This window comes from Salinibacterium sp. ZJ70 (genome assembly GCF_011751865.2).
GTDB lineage: Bacteria > Actinomycetota > Actinomycetes > Actinomycetales > Microbacteriaceae > Homoserinibacter.
On the sequence record NZ_CP061770.1, the window covers coordinates 2,103,038 to 2,118,970 of the forward strand.

Here is a 15,933-nt window from a genome sequence, read left to right on the forward strand (position 1 = left end):
CTCGATCATCGTTCGATGACGACCGCGAGGCCCTGCCCCACGCCGATGCACAGCGTGGCGACCGCGACGCCTCCCCCGCGGCGGGCGAGCTCGTGGGCGGCGTGGCCGATGATCCGACCTCCGGATGCGCCGAGCGGGTGACCGATCGCGATGGCGCCACCGTGGATGTTGACCTTCTCGGGGTCGAGCTCGGGCCAGAGCTTCAGGCACGCGAGGCTCTGCGAGGCGAAGGCCTCGTTGAGCTCGACGAGGTCGACGTCGGCCCAGGTGCGGCCCGCGCGGGCGAGCGCCCGGTTCGCCGCCTCCACGGGCGCGACGCCGAACAGGTCGGGGTCGTTGCCGAAGACGCCGCGGCCCGTGATGCGCGCGAGCGGTTCCGCGTCGAGGGCGCCCTCCGCCGCGAGCAGCACAGCCGAGGCGCCGTCGTTGATCGAGGAGGAGTTTCCCGCGGTGACGGTGCCGTCGGCGGCGAAGCTCGCGCGCAACGCGCCGAGGGCCTCCATCGACGTGTCGGGGCGGATGCCCTCGTCGCGAGCGAGCTCGTGCCCCGGAACCTGCACGATCTCGCCGTCGTAGGCGCCCTCCGCCCACGCGGTCGCGGCGAGCTGGTGGCTGCGCAGCGCGAAGGCATCCTGCTGCTCGCGGGAGATGCCGTGGATGCTTGCGAGCTTCTCGGCCGACTCACCGTTCGAGATCGTCCATTCGGCGGGCAGCGCGGGGTTCGTCATCCGCCAGCCGATCGCGGTGTTCCACATGGTGGGGTTCCCTGCGGCCGGATAGGGGCGCGGCGACTTCTCGACCACGAACGGCGCGCGGCTCATCGACTCGACGCCGCCGGCGAGCACGATGCGCGCGTCGCCCGTCTCGATCGCGCGCGATCCCTGGATGACGGCTTCGAGTGCCGAGCCGCACAGCCGGTTGACCGTGACACCGGGCACGGAGGTCGGGAAGCCCGCGAGCAGCGCGCCGAAGCGCGCGACGTTGCGGTTGTCCTCCCCTGCCTGGTTGGCGTCGCCGAACACGACCTCGTCGATCTGGGCTGCGTCGAGCCCCGTGCGGCGCACGATGTCGCGCATGACGACGGCGGCGAGGTCGTCGGGCCGCACGGAGGCGAGGGCGCCTCCCGCGCGACCGAACGGGGTGCGGACGGCGTCGTAGATCCAGGCGGCGGTCATCGTTCCTCCAGGTCGAGTCCGGTGAGCTCGCGGAGCTCGTCGAGCGTCGCGCCGTCGAAGAGCTCGGCGACGACGAATCCGCGTTCGGTGATGTCGAACACGGCGTGGTCGGTGTAGACGCGCGTGACGCATCCGACGCCCGTGAGCGGATAGCTGCACTCCCGCACGAGCTTCGAGGTGCCGTCGCGTGTGAGCAGGTCGGTCATGACGTAGACGGCTTTGGCGCCGATCGCGAGGTCCATGGCGCCGCCGACGGCGGGGATCGCATCCGGTGCACCCGTGGACCAGTTGGCGAGATCGCCGGTCTCAGACACCTGGAAGGCGCCGAGCACGCACACGTCGAGGTGGCCGCCGCGCATCATCGCGAAGGAGTCGGCGTGGTGGAAGAAGGCGGCGCCGGGCAGGGCCGTGACGGGTTGTTTGCCGGCGTTGATGAGGTCGGGGTCGACGCGGCCCGCTTCGGGGCTCGGCCCCATGCCGAGCAGGCCGTTCTCGGTGTGCAGGATGATCTCGCGATCGGCCGGAAGGTGGTCGGCGACGAGCGTCGGGGCGCCGATGCCGAGGTTCACGACGGCGCCGTCGGGGATGTCGGAGGCGATGCGCGCGGCGAGCGCGTCTCTCGAGAGGGGGCTCATGTCAGGCTCCTGCCGCGGTGTGGTCGAGGGGTGCGCCTTCGACGGTGACGCCGCCGACGAACTCTCCGTCGCGCAGCCACGGCCGCTCGCCGAGCGCAACGACGCGGTCGACGTAGATGCCCGGGGTCACGACCGCCTCGGGATCGAGGGATCCGAGCGGAACGATCTCATCGACCTGCACGATGGTGGTGGTCGCCGCGGTCGCCATGATGGGGCCGAAGTTGCGTGCGGTCTCACGGAAGACGAGGTTGCCCCAGCGGTCGGCCCGGTAGGCGCTGATGAGTGCGACGTCGGCGCGGATCGGGTGTTCGAGCACGTAGTCCCGACCGTCGATGCGGCGGGTCTCGCGCCCCTCAGCGAGCTGGGTGCCGAAGCCGGTGGGCGTGTAGAACGCCCCGATGCCGGCACCTGCGGCGCGGATGCGCTCGGCGAGGTTGCCCTGCGGCACGAGCTCGAGCTCGATGCGGCCCGCCCGGTAGAGCTCGTCGAAGACGTGCGAGTCGGTCTGGCGCGGAAACGAGCAGATGATCTTGCGCACGGCTCCGGTCGCGAGGAGCGCGGCGAGGCCGGTGTCGCCGTTGCCGGCGTTGTTGTTGACGACGGTGAGGTCGCGGGCACCGCGGGCGATGAGCGCGTCGATGAGTTCGCGCGGCTGCCCCGCACGGCCGAATCCGCCGATCATGACGGTCGCGCCGTCGGCGATGTCGGCGACCGCGGATGCGACATCCGGGACGATCTTGTCGATCACGACGCCTCCTCGCGTTCGCTGTGCGAACCCATGTTCGCACTACGGCTATCCTACGAGTCGCGATGCGATACGTCCAGGGCCGCGTGGCTATGCCACCCTGGGGGCATGGCGAACTCGGCGTCGGGCGACTCGGTGCTCGATCGCACCGTGCGCATCCTCGAGACGTTCACGACCGAGCGCACTCTGCAGACGGCCTCCGAGATCGGGCGACGAGCGGGGCTCCCCTCCTCGACCGCGCACCGGATGGTCGACGAGCTCGTGCGCTCGGGACTGCTCGAACGCGACGACGGCCATCGTGTGCGCCTCGGCATGCGCCTGTGGGAGCTGGGCCTGCGCGGCTCGCACGCGCTGCGCCTGCGGCAGGCGGCGCTCCCCGCGATGGAGCGCGTGCAGGCCGCCATCCAGGAGCACACACAGCTCGCCGTGCTCGAGAACGGCGAGGCCCTCTTCCTCGAACGTCTGTCGTCACCGGGCGCGGGGGCGAACATCACCCGTGTCGCGGGGCGTCTGCCCGTTCACGCGTCGTCGTCGGGCGTGGTGCTTCTCGCGCACGCGGTCCCGGCGTTCCAGGAGGCGGTGCTCACGCGCGAGCTCGACGCACTGACACCGGAGACCATCACGGATGCTTCCGCGCTGCGGCGCAAGCTCGCCGAGGTCCGGCGCCTCGGCTGCGCGATCATGCCGGGCTCGATCGAGACGGTGTCGACCGGGGTCGCCGTGCCCGTGCGGGGCCCCGACGGCACCGTCGTCGCCGCGCTCTCCGTGGTGCTGCCACGCACCCACCCCACCGAGCCCGCCGTCGCGGCGCTGCGCGCGGCGGCTGCAGACGTCGAAACGGCTCTCGCCGCCGACCGCCGCTGAATCACGTCCCATTCAACGGGAAGTACGGCCTGTCGCCGGGAACGACCCTCCACACTGGGCTCGCCCCCGCGCTTCCCCCCAGGCGCGCGGGGCTCCCACGCCACCCGCACCATCGTCGAAGGAGACGACGTGTCGAACATCGAACGCACCCGAGTCGCGATCATCGGAGCCGGCCCCGCCGGACTCCTGCTCTCTCATCTGCTCGACGCCGCCGGCATCGAGACCATCGTCATCGACCAGCGCTCTCGTGACGAGATCGAGCGCACCATCCGCGCCGGCATCCTCGAACAGAGCACCGTCGAACTGCTCGCCCAGGTGGGGGCATCCGATCGCATCCTCACCGCGGGGCACCGGCACGACGGCATCGAGCTGCGCTTCGGCGGCGACGGCCACCGCATCGACTTCGCCGGCCTCACCGGGCGCGGCGTGTGGCTCTACCCGCAGCACGAGGTGCTCATCGACCTGATCGCCGCGCGCCTCGCCGCCGGTCAGGACCTGCGCTTCGAGACCACGGCGCTCGGCGTCGACGACTCGGACCCCGAGCGCCCGCGTGTGGCCGTGCGCGACGCCGAAGGCCGCGAGAGAGTGATCGAGGCCGACTTCGTGGTCGGTGCCGACGGATCCCGCAGCGTCGCCCGCGCGACCGTCACCGGATCGCACACCGGCGGGCACTTCCGCGAGTACCCGTTCGCCTGGTTCGGCATCCTCTGCGAGGCGCCGCCGAGCTCCGACGAGCTCATCTACTCCAGCTCCGACCGCGGCTTCGCCCTCATCAGCCAGCGCAGCGCCACCGTGCAGCGCATGTACCTGCAGTGCGACCCCGAGCTCGACCCCGAGTCGATGAGCGATCAGCAGATCTGGGATGAGCTGCAGGCGCGCGTCGACGGCCACACGCTCGCGGAGGGGCCCATCTTCCAGCGCGATGTGCTGCGCTTCCGCAGCTTCGTGGCGCACGAGCTCGTGAAGGGCCGGGTCGCGATCATCGGCGACGCCGCGCACACCGTGCCGCCGACGGGCGCGAAGGGCATGAACCTCGCGGTCGCGGATGTCGTGCTGCTCGAGCACGCGCTGCGCGCCCTGCTGCTGGACGGCGACAGCCGGCCGCTCCAGGCGTTCCCCGAGCGCGCGCTCGAGCGCATCTGGAAGGCGCAGCACTTCTCGTGGTGGATGACGAGCATGCTGCACACGGCCCCCGACGCGACCGAGTTCGACACGCGCCGCCAGCGCGGCGAGTTGAATGCGGTCGTGGGCTCGGAGGCCGCGCGCCGCTACCTCGCCGAGTGCTACACCGGGTGGCCGTTCGCCCTGGAAGGCTGACGGGCGTCAGAGTTCGTCGGCGAGCACCTCGTTGGCGATCCGGAACGCCGTGTTCGCCGCGGGCACGCCCGAGTAGATCGCGCTCTGCAGGATCACCTCGCGGATCTCGTCGACGCTGAGGCCGTTGCGACGAGCCGCACGCAGGTGCATCGCGAGTTCCTCGTGATGCCCATGCGCGATGAGCGACGACAGCACCGCGATCGAGCGCGAGCGCCGGTCGAGGCCCGGGCGCGACCACACATCCCCCCATGCGACGCGCGTGATGAAGTCCTGCCAGTCGGCCGTGAGCTCCGTGGCGGCCGCTGCCGCGGCGTCCACATGGGCATCCGAGAGCACCTCGCGGCGCACGCGCATACCCTGCGCGCGGCGGTCGGCGTCGCTCAGCGGTTCGCGTTCGTCGTTCATCAGCGGCCTCCGAGGAAGTCGAGGAGCACGGCGGCCATCGCGTCCGGTCGCTCGACGGGCGGAAGGTGGGCAGCGCCGTCGATGCGCACGGCACGGCCGTCGGCGACTCCCCGCGCGATCTGCTCAGCGACCGGCTCGGGCGCAACGGGATCCGACTCGCCCCACACCGCGAGCGTCGGGGCCGTGATGCGCGGCAGCTGCTCGCGCACGTCGTAGACCGCGAGCGCTTCGCAGCAGCGCGCGTAGCTCTCGTCGTCGGCGTCCTGCAGCGCGTGCAGCACACGGCCCGAGAGCTCGGGCCGCCGCTGGATCGATCCGGGCGCGAACCAGCGCCCCGCCGAGGCGGTGATGAGACTCGACGTCGACTGGGCGCGCACGGTCGCGGCGCGCTCGTGCCACGCCGTCGGGTCACCCAGCTTCGCGCCGGAGGCGACGATCGCGGCACGCGCGACGCGATCCGGGTGACGGAGAGCGAGAGCGAGCCCCACGGCCCCGCCGAGCGATACACCGGCATAGGCGAACGTCTCGCCGACCGACGCGGCGACCGCGTCCGCGAGCTCCTCGACCGTGAACGGCTCGGTCGCGCGGGGCGAGGCGCCGTGGCCGGGCAGATCCCACGCGGTCACCCGGTACCGGGCGGCGAGAGCGGGAATCACGTCCTCCCAGAGGATCGTCGAGGTGCCGAGCGACGGCCCGAGCACCACGAGGGGTGCACCCTCCGGGCCGACGATGGGAGTGAAGGCGAGGTGCGGGATCGTCATGTGGGCTCTCTCTCGGCGCGGATGCGCCGGACGATGAGGTCGGTCAGCTGAGGTGCGAGCCCCAGGTAGTCGGCGGGGCCGCAGAGGGCGTCGAGGTCTGGTTCAGCCGCCCCGGAGTGCGCGCGGGCGATCGCGACGCGCTCGCTCACAACATCCGCCGCGCTCGCATCGAGCGTGTCGCGGGCGCGATCCGGCTGCAGCGTGAGCCCGCCGAGGAGGGCCGCGGCGCGTTCGGCGGAGCCCACGGCGAGCGCCGCGAGCTCCTGCAGCGCGGGCCACTCGGCGTGCCAGGCGCCATCGGAGCGCTCATCGACCGCGACACCCGCCGCGAGGAAGAGCGTCGATACGAGACCGGGCGCGCGCATCGCCGCGGAGCGCAGCAGCACGGCATCCACGGGGTTGCGTTTGTGGGGCATCGCGCTCGAACCGCCGCCCGCGCCCACGACGGCCTCGCCCACCTCGGTGCGGGCGAGCTGAGCGATATCGGAGGCGACAGCGCCGGTCGCGGCGACAGCACGGCCGAACACGGATGCCGCGTCGAGGATCGGCGCGCGGTCGGTGTGCCACGGGGCGAGGGGGGCGGCGAGCCCCACCTCCGCCGCGAAGACCGCGGGCAGCTCCGCGGCGCGCTCCGCTCCGAGGATCTCCGCGAACGAGGCGAGGGTGCCGCCTGCCCCGCCGAGCTGCGCGGGGACGGATGCGGCGAGCGCGTCGAGCGCGGATGCTGCGGCGTCGAGTGCGCTCGCCCAGCGGGCCGCCTTGAGCCCGAGCGTCGTCGGCACGGCGTGCTGGGTGAGAGTGCGTGCGACGGCGGGGTCGTCGCGGTGCCGCTCGGCGAGCGAGACCGCGGCATCCGCGGCAGTGCGGAGCTCTCGCGCCGCGCGCTGGGCAGAGTCGCGGCTGACGAGCATGAGCGCCGTGTCGACGATGTCCTGACTTGTGGCTCCGCGATGCAGCCACGCGGCGGCAGCGGGGTCGAGCGCGCGGAGCCGCTCGGCGAGCAGCGGCAGCAGCGGGATGACCGGGTTGCCGCCGGCGAGCGACGCGTGGGCGAGCGCCGAGAGATCGATGGCCGGCGGCGAAGCGGCGAGACGATCGGCGACATCCGCGACCGTCGACGGCGCGGCGCCGATCGTCGCGTAGGCGCGCATGAGAGCAGCCTCGGCGTCGATGAGGCGCGCGAGCACGACCGCATCGGACACGGCATCCGACGCTCCGACGGACACGGGCGACAGCAGCCCCACGTCGCTCGTGGACGCGCCGCGGCCCGCCGCCTCGTCGTCAGAACTCAAGGAACACGGTCTCCTTCTCGCCTTGCAGTCGGATGTCGTGGTGCAGGTACCCGGCCTCGGTGCGCGTCGCGATGAGCGTAGCGCGCTCCTCGGCGGAGAGCGACGAGAGAAGCGGGTCGGCATTCAGCAGCTCGTCGAAGCCCGGCACGTAGATGCGCGTGTGCAGCTTGTCGGGCAGCCCGCGCGCGAACACGATCGCCGCGAAGAAGGGTGCGCGACCGTCGACGGGCCCCGGCAGCCGCGTCCAGAACTCGTAGTGGCCGTCGTCGTTCGTCGAGGTGCGACCGAACCCCGTGAAGGTGTGCCCATCGCGGTGCAGCGATCCGCGGGCGCGCGGGATGCTGCCGTCGGAGTCCGCCTGGAAGATCTCGACCACGGCGTCGGGAATCGGTGCTCCGGCTCCATCGAGGATCGTCCCGCCCAGCACGATCGCCCCCGGGCTGTGCGGGTGCACGATCTCGTTCATGCCGGGATATTCGAGGCCGAAGGCGAAGAACGGGCCGACCGTCTGGCCGGGCGTTGCGGGGATGCGCTCGCGCGCGGATGCGGTCGTCATCTCAGTGCTCTTCCTCGGGTTCGAACCAGGTGGCGTCGGGACCGTCGACGACGATGTCCCACTCGTAGCCCATCGACACCTCGGGCACCGAGAGGTCGTGGTTGTAGCGGCCGATGAGGCGCTCGCGATCCTTCTGACGCGGGATGGTGCTGATGATGGGGTCGAGCGGCAGCAGCGGGTCGCTCGGGAAGTACATCTGCGTCACGAGGCGCTGCGTGAAGGCGTTGCCGAAGACGGAGAAGTGGATGTGGGCGGGGCGCCATGCGTTGACATGGTTGCGCCACGGGTAGGGCCCCGGCTTGATGGTGCGGAACTCATAGCGCCCCTCGGAGTCGGTGACGATGCGGCCGGCACCCGTGAAGTGCGGGTCGAGGGGAGCTGGGTGCTGGTCGCGCTGGTGGATGTAGCGGCCTGCGGAGTTGGCCTGCCACACCTCGATGAGCTGCCGGGCGATCGGGCGCCCCCACGAGTCGAGCAGGCGGCCTTGCACCGTCATCCGCTCGCCGAGCGGTTCGCCGGCGTGCTGGATGGTGAGGTCGGACTCGATCGCTGCGACGTCGCGTTCGCCGAACGCGGGCGAGACGAGCTCGATCGACTCGGGGTCGACGAGGCGCGGGTTCTTGGTGGGGTGACGCAGGATGCTCGAGCGATAGGGCGCGAAGTCGTGCAGGGTGAGGCGCGCGTCGTCGGGGGTTGCGGCATGCAGTTCGCGGATCTCGTCGGAGATCTGCTGCTGGCTGACCTGGTCGGGCGCGGCGAGGAGGCTCTCGGGTGCGGCGGGCGTGGTGGCTGGCGTGGTCATCTGTCTCCTTCGACGGATGCCTCAGGGTCACACGCGGGAGGCGTGCGGCGTAGCGAGCTATCCCACTCAGTGGGATCGCATCAGGGCCGCGCGATATCGGCGGCGATCGCGCCAGCCGCCTCCACGACGAGGAGGGCGAGCCGCCGCTCGTCGGCGCGCGCGAGGTGGCTCACAACCCCGACTGCTGCGGGCGGGAGGCCCGCGACCGTGGGGATCGCCGCAGCGACCGACACATTGCCGAGCGTCATCTCCTGTCGAGTGGTCGCGAAGCCGCGCTCGCGTGCGCGCAGCACCTCGTCGCGCAGCTGGGAGGGATCGACGATCGAGTGCAGCGTCTCGCGCTCGAAGGTGCGGGTGAGGAACTCCTCGAGCCACACGTCGTCGCGCTGGGCGAGAAGCGCCTTGCCGACACCCGTCGTGTGCAGCGGATGCCGACCGCCCATCCGACTGAGCGTCGGGATCGAGCGGGGCCCCGTCATCCGCCCGACGTACAGCGCCTCGGCGGTCGCGGGATCGTCGCCGCTCAGCACCGCGAGGTGCACGTTCTCGCCGCTCGCCTCGTAGAGCTTCGCGAGGTGCGGGAGCGCGCGCTCGCGCAGACGCATCGACACCGGTGCGAGCTCGCCGAGCTCCCACAGGCCCATGCCGATCGCGAATGCGCCGTCATGACGCCGGTCGAGCAGCCCGAGCGAGGTGAGCTCGAGCGCGAGACGATGGGCGGTGGAGCGCGCGAGACCGGCGCGATCGGCGAGCTCAGCCGCGGTGAGCGATTCGTCGTTCTCGGTGAACTGCGCGAGCATCCGCGTCGCCCGCGCGAGCACCCCCAGATCACTGCGGGGCCCGACGCTCGCGCTCGACATCAGGGGAACGCGATCTTGCGCAGCAGATCGGCGAGTTGGCCGCGCTCGTCGGCGGTGAGCGCGGCGTGCTCGCGGCGCTCCGCATCCTGCGCGGCACGACGCGCCTGTTCGAAGGCCTCTTCGCCTGCGGGGGTCGCGACGACGACGTTCGCGCGGCGATCTGCGGGGTCGGGTTCGCGCACCACGAGGCCGCGCTTCTGCAGGTCGTCGACGAGGGAGACGACCTGACTCGGGTCGAGCCGCAGGTACTCGGCGAGGTCGCGCTGCGACGGGCGCGCCCCTCCCACGGCGAGCGCGAGCACCGAGTACGAGCGCACGCGGAGCCCGAAGGGGGCGAGTGCCGCGTTCCCCGCCGAGAGCGAGAGGGCGTTCGCCCGAGCGAGCAGGAAGCTCACATCGTCGGCGAGCATCGCGTCGGCGTCGCCGCGCGCAGGCTCGACAGGCACTGAGGAGAGGCCGGACCGCGCGGACATGCGGCGATGCTACCAAATCGTTCGAAATCACATAATTGACTTTCTCAATGGTTTGCCGCTGTAATGGCGTCACACGACAAGGGAGTGAGTTCATGTCACTGGACGGCAAGGTCGCCATCGTCACCGGATCCGGTCGGGGCCTCGGTCTCGCATACGCACAGGAGCTGGCGCGGCAGGGAGCATCCGTCGTCGTCAACGACGTCGATGAGGCGACCGCCGCCTCCGCCGTCGCGTCGATCGAGGAAGCGGGCGGACGCGCCGTCGCCGTCGTCGCCCCCGTCGGACCCACGAGCACGGCCGACGCCCTCGTGAAGGCCGCGGTCGACACCTTCGGCCGTCTCGACATCCTCGTCACCAACGCGGGCGTTCTGCGCGACACGGTGCTCTGGAAGATGAGCGACGACGACTTCGACACCGTCATCGGCGTGCACCTGCGCGGCACCTTCACGTGCGTCCGCGCCGCCGCGACCCACATGCGCGAAGCAGGCGTTGGCGGCCGCATCATCTGCATCGGCTCCCCCACCGGGCAGCGCGGCAACTTCGGCCAGACCAACTACGCCGCAGCCAAGGCCGGCATCGTCGGCATGGTGCGCACGTGGGCGATGGAGCTGAAGCGCGCCGGCATCACCGCCAACGCCGTCATCCCCGTCGCCGCGACCGCGATGACCGCCACGGTTCCCTACTTCGCCGCCGCCGTCGCGGCCGACGAAGCGGGCGAGCCGATGCCCGCCTTCTTCCGTCACGACCTCGGCTTCGGCACCGCCGACGACGTCGCGGGCCTCATCGCCTACCTCGCCTCCGATGCCGCCGCCGACGTCACCGGCCAGGCGATCGGCGTGGGCGGCGACCGCGTGCAGCTGTGGTCGCATCCCCAGCCCACCGTCACCGCCTACAAGGAGGGCGGCTGGTCGGCCGACGACCTGGAGGCCGAGTTCCCCGCCACCTTCGGCGACGCCCTCGAAAGCGTCGGCGAGACCTTCCCGCCGCTCCCCGACGAGCTGCAGCCACCCGCCCCCGAAGCCTGAGACGCTCCCCCCGATGACCCGCTACGAACCCGCGATCGACGTCGATCAGCTCACCGCGATCGACATGCACGTGCATGTCGAGGTCGACGGTCACGGTCACTCATCGCTGCCCGACGACCTCGCCGAGGCGGCATCGCACTACTTCAGCGCCGACGGCCCACGCCCCGACCTCGACTCGATCGCCGACTACTACCGCGAGCGCAAGATGGCGGCGGTCGTCTTCACGGTCGACGCCGAGACCAACCTCGGGCACTCGCCGCTCTCGAGCGCCGAGATCGCGGAGGGCGCGGCACGCCACAACGACGTGCTCATCCCGTTCGGCTCCGTGGATCCGCGAAAGGGCGCGCGTGCCGTCGACGACGCGACGCGCCTCATCGAAGAGAGCGGGGTGCGCGGCTTCAAGTTCCACCCCACCGTGCAGGGCTTCGACCCGAGCGACCCGCAGCACGAGGCCCTCTACGCCGTGCTGCAGGAGGCGGGCGTCGTGGCGCTGTTCCACACCGGCCAGACGGGCATCGGTGCGGGCATGCGCGGCGGGTACGGATTCCGGCTCGCGCTGTCGAACCCCATGCTGCTCGACACCGTCGCGGCGAACTTCCCCGACCTGCAGATCGTGATGGCGCACCCCTCGGTGCCGTGGCAGGACGAAGCTCTCTCGGTCGCCACCCACAAGCACAACACCTGGATCGACCTCTCGGGGTGGAGCCCGAAGTACTTCCCCGCCGAGCTCGTGCGCTACGCGAACTCGATGCTCAAGAAGCGCGTGCTGTTCGGCTCCGACTTCCCGCTGCTCACCCCCGACCGCTGGATGCGCGACGTGGAGCAGACGGCGCTCAAGCCCGAGGTGATGCCTGGGATCCTCAAGGACAACGCCGTGCGGCTTCTGGGACTCGGCGCGCCATGAGCACCCTCGCCTCGCCCCTCGGCATCGATCCGTACGGGTTCGCATCGACGCACCTGAGCGAGGCCGCGCGCGACGTGCTGTCGGGGCTCGCCGAGACCCTCGAGGCCGACATCCGCCCGCTCATGGCCGAGGCGTGGGAGACGGCCACGATGCCGCCAGCGGTGCTCGAAGCGCTCACCCCGCTGCGGCTCATGGACCCGCCTGGCATGGATGAGTCGGAGGCGTCGTCGAGCATGTTCTCCGGTTTCCGCAACTACGTGCTCGCGCGTGCGGATGTGTCGGTTGCGACCGCCTACAACGCCCAGTCGGGGCTGTTCCGCACGACCGTGATGCTCGGGGGCTCGCCCGAGCAGGCCCGCGAACTCGACCCCCGCGTGCGCTCCTTCGACCTCGTGGGCGCCTTCGCGCTCACCGAGCCCGACCACGGCTCCGACATCGCGAATGGCCTCGCGACGACCGCGCGCCGCGACGGCGACCACTGGATCCTCGATGGTGTGAAGCGCTGGATCGGCGGCGCCGACACGGCAGACGTGCTCGCCGTGTTCGCGCGCGACACCGAGACCTCCGACATCCGCGCGTTCCTCGTGGAGCGCACGGCCCCCGGCGTGCGCATCGACGTGATGCACGGCAAGGTGTCGCTGCGGCCCATGCAGAACGCGCAGATCACGCTCGAGGGGGTGCGGGTCTCGGATGACGCGCGCCTCGGAGGTGTGAACGGCTGGGCGGATGTCGCGCGTCTGCTGCGCTCGATGCGCTCCGACGTCGCGTGGATCGCCACCGGCCTCCAGGCAGGCGCGCTCGACGCCGCTACCGCGTACACACGCGAGCGTCTCCAGTTCGACCGGCCCATCGCCTCCTTCGCGCTCGTGCAGGAGAAGCTCGCGCGCATGCTCGGCAACCTCACCGCCTCGCTCGGCATGGTCGTGCAGCTCTCGACCCGCCAGGACGCGGGTGATGTGCGCGACGAGAACTCGGCGCTCGCCAAGATGTGGACCGCTGCGCACGCGCGCGAGACCGCCGCCCTCGGCCGCGAGCTGCTCGGCGGCAACGGGCTGCTGCTCGAACACGACGCCGCCCGCTTCTTCGCCGACGCCGAAGCCGTGTACTCGTACGAGGGCACGCACGAGATCACCTCCCTCATCGTCGGGCGGTCCCTCACGGGGCACTCCGCCTTCCTCTGAACCTCCCCACCGAAAGGACCCCACCGTGACCACCATCGTCGACTACGCAGACGCGGCCTCCCTCGCCGGCACCGACCTCGGCTTCACCGACTGGCACACCATCACCCAGGAGCAGGTGAACCTGTTCGCCGACGCCACCGACGACCACCAGTGGATCCACGTCGACCCGGCGCGCGCCGCCACGGGCCCCTTCGGCGCCCCGATCGCGCACGGATTCCTGTCGCTCTCGCTCACCGTGAAGTTCTGGACCGAGCTGCTCGATGTGACGGGTGTGAGCACCAAGGTCAACTACGGCCTCGACAAGGTGCGGTTCATCTCGCCCGTCAAGGTGGGCACCCGCGTGCGCGGCACCGCGACGATCGCCGAGGTCACCGAGATCCCGGGCGGCTACCAGTTCGCCGTCGACCAGACGATCGAGATCGAGGATGCGCCGAAGCCCGCCGTCGTGGCGCGCGGGCTGTACCGCTTCTACGCCTGAGCCACCACCCACCGCCACCACACACCTCCACCACACCCCAGGCCTCGACGGAGAGGACGATGATGCACGAACGCGGTCTCGGATACTGGATGTCCACGCGCCGGATCAAGACACCCGACACGGTGGCGCTCATCTACGGCGACGGCGCGAGCCTCACCTACGGTCAGCTCGCGGATGGCGCCGATCGGGTGAGCGCTCTGCTGCGCCGCCTCGGGGTCACGGCGGGCGACCGCGTGGCGCTCATGAGCGAGAACAGCCCCGAGTTCCTGCAGGTGCTCTTCGGCACCGTGCAGCTGGGGGCCGTGTTCGTGCCCGTCAACACGCGGCTCGCGGGCCCCGAGATCGCGCACGTGCTCACCGACTCGGGTGCGCGCGTCGTGATCTTCGAACCCGACTTCGCGGCGCGGGTCGAGGTCGCCGTGCAGGAGGCCTCCGTCGAGCACCTGCTGGTCACGGGCGAGGGCACGGATGCGGAGCCCGGGCTCGGCGCACTGCTGCGCGGCATCGAGGGTGACGGGACGATCGTCGATGTCCCGCTCGACGCCCCCGCCGCCATGCTCTACACCTCGGGCACGACAGGTCGCGCGAAGGGCGCCCTCCTCAGCCACCGCAACCTCACCTGGGTGGCCCTCAACGCCCTCGTCGACTACGACATCGTCTCCACGGATGTCGCCCTCATGATCTCGCCGCTCTTCCACGCGGCCTCGCTCGGCATGGGCGCCCTGCCCGTCACGCTCAAGGGCGCGACGATGGTGCTCGAGCGCGGGTTCGATCCGGGTCGGGCGCTGCACCAGATCCAGCACCACGGCATCACGATGCTGAGCGGCGTTCCCACGACCTACCAGCTCATGGCCGATCATCCGGATTGGTCCTCGACCGACCTGAGCACGCTGCGCAAGCTCACCTGCGGCGGCTCGGCGGTGCCCACGCGCATCCTGAACGCCTACGAGGAGCGCGGGCTCGCGTTCTCGCAGGGCTACGGCATGACCGAGACCTCGCCTGGCGCCACCTCGCTCTCTCCCGCGATGACCCGCGCCAAGCAGGGGAGCGTCGGCCTCCCGCATTTCTTCACCGCGGTGCGCATCGCCGACGAGGACGACAACCTCGTGGGAACCGGGCACATCGGCGAGATCCAGGTGTCGGGGCCGAACGTGTTCCTCGGCTACCACGGCCTCCCCGAGGCGACGGAGGCGGCGTTCACCGCCGACGGCTGGTACCGCTCAGGCGATCTCGGCTACCTCGACGAGGACGGCTACCTCTTCATCGCGGATCGCGCGAAGGATCTGATCATCTCGGGCGGCGAGAACATCTACCCCGCCGAGGTCGAGAACGCCATGAGCGATGTGCCGGGCGTCGCGAGCGTCGCCGTGATCGGCATCCCCGACGAGCAGTGGGGCGAGGTGCCGTGGGCGATCGTCACCGTGAGCGATGTCGAAGCGCCCATGACCACCGAGGCGATCCGCATGGTGCTCGACGGGCGGATCGCCCGCTTCAAGCTGCCGAAGAACGTCGTCGTCGTCGACGAGCTGCCGCGCACCGCATCCGGCAAGGTGAAGAAGGCCGAGCTGCGGGAGCGGTTCGGGCCGCGCTGAGGGGTGCGAACCCGTGGCAGCCGGCGTCTCAGCCGCGGGCTGCGACGGGTGCCGCGACGTCGGCCCCCACGAGACGCAGGAACGCCTCGGTCGCGGGGCCGTCGAGTTCGTCGTGGCGCGCGCGGTAGACCGCGACCGAACGCTCGGCGGGCCAGTCGGGATCCATGAACTCGCGCGGCAGCCGCGGGTCTGCCCGCAGCAGCGCGAGCCAGTCGGCGACGAGCATGGTGCGCGCCGAGACGGGATTGTCGCTCCCATCGGTCGACCCTGGGCGACCCCAGGTGTCGATGAACGCGTGATGCGCGGCGCGGATCGCGTCGATGTCCCACGCGGAGCGCACCGACTCGCCCATCGGGAAGCCCGGGATGCTGCTCGCCCGGAACGCGGTGATGGTGCCGGCGGGCAGCTCGTCCCGCAGCGGCTCGAGGGTCGACTCGAGGTCGACATCGCCGGGCGCGAGCCACAGGCCGTCGCGCAGCGGCGCGAAGCCCGCCCAGGTGAGAGCCGAGCGGAGACGATGGCGCGTGGTGCGCTGCCCCTCGGGGAGCGTGAAGGTGACGAGCGTCCACTCGTCGCCGTGGGGCGCGAAGGGGTCGACACCGCGCACGCGATGGGATGCCTCCCCCAGCACCGCGCGCACCTGATCGGTGAGCTCGAACTCGATCTCGCGCCCGCGACGGTGTCGCCGCAGCAGGCCGCGGGTGGCCATCCGGTCGAGCGTGGCGCGGGTCGCGGGCGCGGCGACACCCGCGGCCTCCATCACCTCGAGGAAGACGCTGGCCCGCAACGGGCCGGGGTGGCGCTCGAGCACGAACTCGCCGAGGAACGAGAACAGCAGCTGCTTGGGGGCGCGACTACGCACGAGCTC

The 15,933-nt window shown here is 71.3% G+C and carries 18 protein-coding genes; 7 read left to right on the plus strand and 11 right to left on the minus strand.

Annotated features, from left to right (window positions below):
- Positions 1-5: 5 nt before the first annotated feature.
- From HCR12_RS10015 to HCR12_RS10025, 3 genes are read right to left on the minus strand one after another with little or no spacing between them, the layout of a single operon-like run.
- Entirely contained in the window at positions 6-1,175 is a 1,170-nt protein-coding gene (locus tag HCR12_RS10015) for a thiolase family protein (protein WP_166865975.1), read from the minus strand.
- On the minus strand, positions 1,172-1,810 hold the full coding sequence (locus tag HCR12_RS10020; RefSeq protein ID WP_166865977.1) for a 3-oxoacid CoA-transferase subunit B: 639 nt from the start codon (positions 1,808-1,810) through the stop codon (positions 1,172-1,174). The genes HCR12_RS10015 and HCR12_RS10020 overlap by 4 nt, the downstream gene beginning before the upstream one ends.
- A gap of 1 nt (position 1,811) precedes the next feature.
- The gene (locus HCR12_RS10025; protein ID WP_166865979.1) at positions 1,812-2,558 is read right to left on the minus strand and encodes a 3-oxoacid CoA-transferase subunit A; all 747 of its coding nucleotides are present in this window, start codon (positions 2,556-2,558) and stop codon (positions 1,812-1,814) included.
- A gap of 105 nt (positions 2,559-2,663) precedes the next feature.
- Between HCR12_RS10025 and HCR12_RS10030 the strand changes: the two genes are divergently transcribed.
- Together HCR12_RS10030 and HCR12_RS10035 are read left to right on the plus strand one after the other, a co-directional pair.
- Positions 2,664-3,419, plus strand: coding sequence for an IclR family transcriptional regulator (locus HCR12_RS10030; protein ID WP_166865981.1), 756 nt, complete (start codon positions 2,664-2,666; stop codon positions 3,417-3,419).
- Positions 3,420-3,548: 129 nt separating this feature from the next.
- The gene (locus HCR12_RS10035) at positions 3,549-4,736 is read left to right on the plus strand and encodes a 4-hydroxybenzoate 3-monooxygenase (RefSeq protein ID WP_166865983.1); all 1,188 of its coding nucleotides are present in this window, start codon (positions 3,549-3,551) and stop codon (positions 4,734-4,736) included.
- 6 nt (positions 4,737-4,742) lie between these two features.
- On the opposite strand, the gene pcaC is transcribed toward HCR12_RS10035, so the two are convergent.
- The 7 genes from pcaC to HCR12_RS10070 form a co-directional block, all read right to left on the minus strand.
- Positions 4,743-5,141 carry a 4-carboxymuconolactone decarboxylase gene (gene pcaC, locus HCR12_RS10040; protein ID WP_166865985.1) on the minus strand — a complete coding sequence of 133 codons (399 nt, stop codon included), beginning with the start codon at positions 5,139-5,141 and terminating at the stop codon, positions 4,743-4,745.
- On the minus strand, positions 5,141-5,902 hold the full coding sequence (locus HCR12_RS10045; RefSeq protein WP_166865987.1) for an alpha/beta fold hydrolase: 762 nt from the start codon (positions 5,900-5,902) through the stop codon (positions 5,141-5,143). Before HCR12_RS10045 ends, pcaC begins: the two co-directional genes overlap by 1 nt.
- A complete protein-coding gene (locus tag HCR12_RS10050) occupies positions 5,899-7,194 on the minus strand; it encodes a lyase family protein (RefSeq protein ID WP_166865989.1) in 1,296 nt (431 codons plus the stop codon). The genes HCR12_RS10045 and HCR12_RS10050 overlap by 4 nt, the downstream gene beginning before the upstream one ends.
- Positions 7,184-7,750: a protocatechuate 3,4-dioxygenase subunit alpha gene (pcaG, locus tag HCR12_RS10055; RefSeq protein ID WP_166865991.1), complete on the minus strand. Its 567-nt coding sequence runs from the start codon at positions 7,748-7,750 to the stop codon at positions 7,184-7,186. The genes HCR12_RS10050 and pcaG overlap by 11 nt, the downstream gene beginning before the upstream one ends.
- Before the next feature lies 1 nt (position 7,751).
- Complete coding sequence (gene pcaH, locus HCR12_RS10060) at positions 7,752-8,552, minus strand: protocatechuate 3,4-dioxygenase subunit beta (protein ID WP_166865993.1); 801 nt, start codon at positions 8,550-8,552, stop codon at positions 7,752-7,754.
- Positions 8,553-8,632: 80 nt separating this feature from the next.
- Positions 8,633-9,412, minus strand: a complete 780-nt coding sequence (locus HCR12_RS10065) for an IclR family transcriptional regulator (RefSeq protein ID WP_166865995.1) — start codon at positions 9,410-9,412, stop codon at positions 8,633-8,635.
- The gene (locus HCR12_RS10070; RefSeq protein ID WP_166865998.1) at positions 9,412-9,885 is read right to left on the minus strand and encodes a MarR family winged helix-turn-helix transcriptional regulator; all 474 of its coding nucleotides are present in this window, start codon (positions 9,883-9,885) and stop codon (positions 9,412-9,414) included. Before HCR12_RS10070 ends, HCR12_RS10065 begins: the two co-directional genes overlap by 1 nt.
- 92 nt (positions 9,886-9,977) lie before the next feature.
- Here HCR12_RS10070 and HCR12_RS10075 point away from each other — a divergent pair, with 92 nt between their 5' ends.
- From HCR12_RS10075 to HCR12_RS10095, 5 genes are read left to right on the plus strand one after another with little or no spacing between them, the layout of a single operon-like run.
- Positions 9,978-10,910, plus strand: coding sequence for an SDR family oxidoreductase (locus HCR12_RS10075; RefSeq protein ID WP_166866000.1), 933 nt, complete (start codon positions 9,978-9,980; stop codon positions 10,908-10,910).
- A 13-nt stretch (positions 10,911-10,923) separates the two neighbouring features.
- Positions 10,924-11,814, plus strand: coding sequence for an amidohydrolase family protein (locus HCR12_RS10080; protein ID WP_166866002.1), 891 nt, complete (start codon positions 10,924-10,926; stop codon positions 11,812-11,814).
- Positions 11,811-12,995: an acyl-CoA dehydrogenase family protein gene (locus HCR12_RS10085; RefSeq protein ID WP_166866005.1), complete on the plus strand. Its 1,185-nt coding sequence runs from the start codon at positions 11,811-11,813 to the stop codon at positions 12,993-12,995. The genes HCR12_RS10080 and HCR12_RS10085 overlap by 4 nt, the downstream gene beginning before the upstream one ends.
- 25 nt (positions 12,996-13,020) lie before the next feature.
- On the plus strand, positions 13,021-13,473 hold the full coding sequence (locus HCR12_RS10090; protein WP_166866007.1) for a MaoC family dehydratase: 453 nt from the start codon (positions 13,021-13,023) through the stop codon (positions 13,471-13,473).
- A 59-nt stretch (positions 13,474-13,532) separates the two neighbouring features.
- A complete protein-coding gene (locus HCR12_RS10095) occupies positions 13,533-15,065 on the plus strand; it encodes an acyl-CoA synthetase (RefSeq protein WP_370589308.1) in 1,533 nt (510 codons plus the stop codon).
- Positions 15,066-15,093: 28 nt separating this feature from the next.
- Here the strand turns inward: HCR12_RS10095 and HCR12_RS10100 are convergent, their stop codons facing one another.
- Entirely contained in the window at positions 15,094-15,927 is an 834-nt protein-coding gene (locus HCR12_RS10100; protein ID WP_166866009.1) for a PaaX family transcriptional regulator, read from the minus strand.
- Positions 15,928-15,933 lie beyond the last annotated feature (6 nt).

Coding starts and splice junctions, on each gene's coding strand:
- pcaC (WP_166865985.1), bottom strand. CDS start 5,141: ATGAACGACGAACGCGAACCGCTGAGCGACGCCGACCGCCGCGCGCAG.
- HCR12_RS10085 (WP_166866005.1), top strand. CDS start 11,811: ATGAGCACCCTCGCCTCGCCCCTCGGCATCGATCCGTACGGGTTCGCA.
- pcaG (WP_166865991.1), bottom strand. CDS start 7,750: ATGACGACCGCATCCGCGCGCGAGCGCATCCCCGCAACGCCCGGCCAG.
- HCR12_RS10080 (WP_166866002.1), top strand. CDS start 10,924: ATGACCCGCTACGAACCCGCGATCGACGTCGATCAGCTCACCGCGATC.
- HCR12_RS10075 (WP_166866000.1), top strand. CDS start 9,978: ATGTCACTGGACGGCAAGGTCGCCATCGTCACCGGATCCGGTCGGGGC.
- HCR12_RS10015 (WP_166865975.1), bottom strand. CDS start 1,175: ATGACCGCCGCCTGGATCTACGACGCCGTCCGCACCCCGTTCGGTCGC.
- pcaH (WP_166865993.1), bottom strand. CDS start 8,552: ATGACCACGCCAGCCACCACGCCCGCCGCACCCGAGAGCCTCCTCGCC.
- HCR12_RS10045 (WP_166865987.1), bottom strand. CDS start 5,902: ATGACGATCCCGCACCTCGCCTTCACTCCCATCGTCGGCCCGGAGGGT.
- HCR12_RS10070 (WP_166865998.1), bottom strand. CDS start 9,885: ATGTCCGCGCGGTCCGGCCTCTCCTCAGTGCCTGTCGAGCCTGCGCGC.
- HCR12_RS10020 (WP_166865977.1), bottom strand. CDS start 1,810: ATGAGCCCCCTCTCGAGAGACGCGCTCGCCGCGCGCATCGCCTCCGAC.
- HCR12_RS10095 (WP_370589308.1), top strand. CDS start 13,533: ATGATGCACGAACGCGGTCTCGGATACTGGATGTCCACGCGCCGGATC.
- HCR12_RS10065 (WP_166865995.1), bottom strand. CDS start 9,412: ATGTCGAGCGCGAGCGTCGGGCCCCGCAGTGATCTGGGGGTGCTCGCG.
- HCR12_RS10030 (WP_166865981.1), top strand. CDS start 2,664: ATGGCGAACTCGGCGTCGGGCGACTCGGTGCTCGATCGCACCGTGCGC.